At 42.1% G+C, this 349-nt stretch carries 1 protein-coding gene; it reads left to right on the forward strand.

Translation table 11 applies throughout. The annotated features are described in order from the left end of the window. Positions 1 to 41: 41 nt before the first annotated feature. Positions 42 to 152, forward strand: coding sequence for a CBS domain-containing protein (locus tag EZM41_RS08255; RefSeq protein WP_232619216.1), 111 nt, complete (start codon positions 42 to 44; stop codon positions 150 to 152). Positions 153 to 349: the final 197 nt, after the last annotated feature.

Here is a 349-nt window from a genome sequence, read left to right on the forward strand (position 1 = left end):
ATCTCATCATGGCCGAGCCCCAAACTCCAGTGAGCGCCATAATGAATCCCGATCCATTTTGTGTTCGCACCGATACGGACCAGGAGGAAGTAGCTCGAATCATGGCCAAATATGACCTTCATACTATACCGGTTGTGGACAAAGAAAAGTAAATTAGAATTATCAGACAAAGTTATCAGTTACCTTTATAAGGTATCAATTTAATAATACTATAGTTAAAAATCTTGGTCGAAAGCGCTAAGAGATCTCACCACCTCTTAGAAACAGTTCGTTATTATTGCCTCCGCTTCCGCTGCTCATGAAAAACGCTCCCATTCTGCTCATCAAGGCTGCATAACCAACGCTCTCA

This window comes from Acetomicrobium sp. S15 = DSM 107314 (assembly GCF_016125955.1).
GTDB classification, from domain to species: Bacteria; Synergistota; Synergistia; order Synergistales; family Thermosynergistaceae; genus Thermosynergistes; species Thermosynergistes pyruvativorans.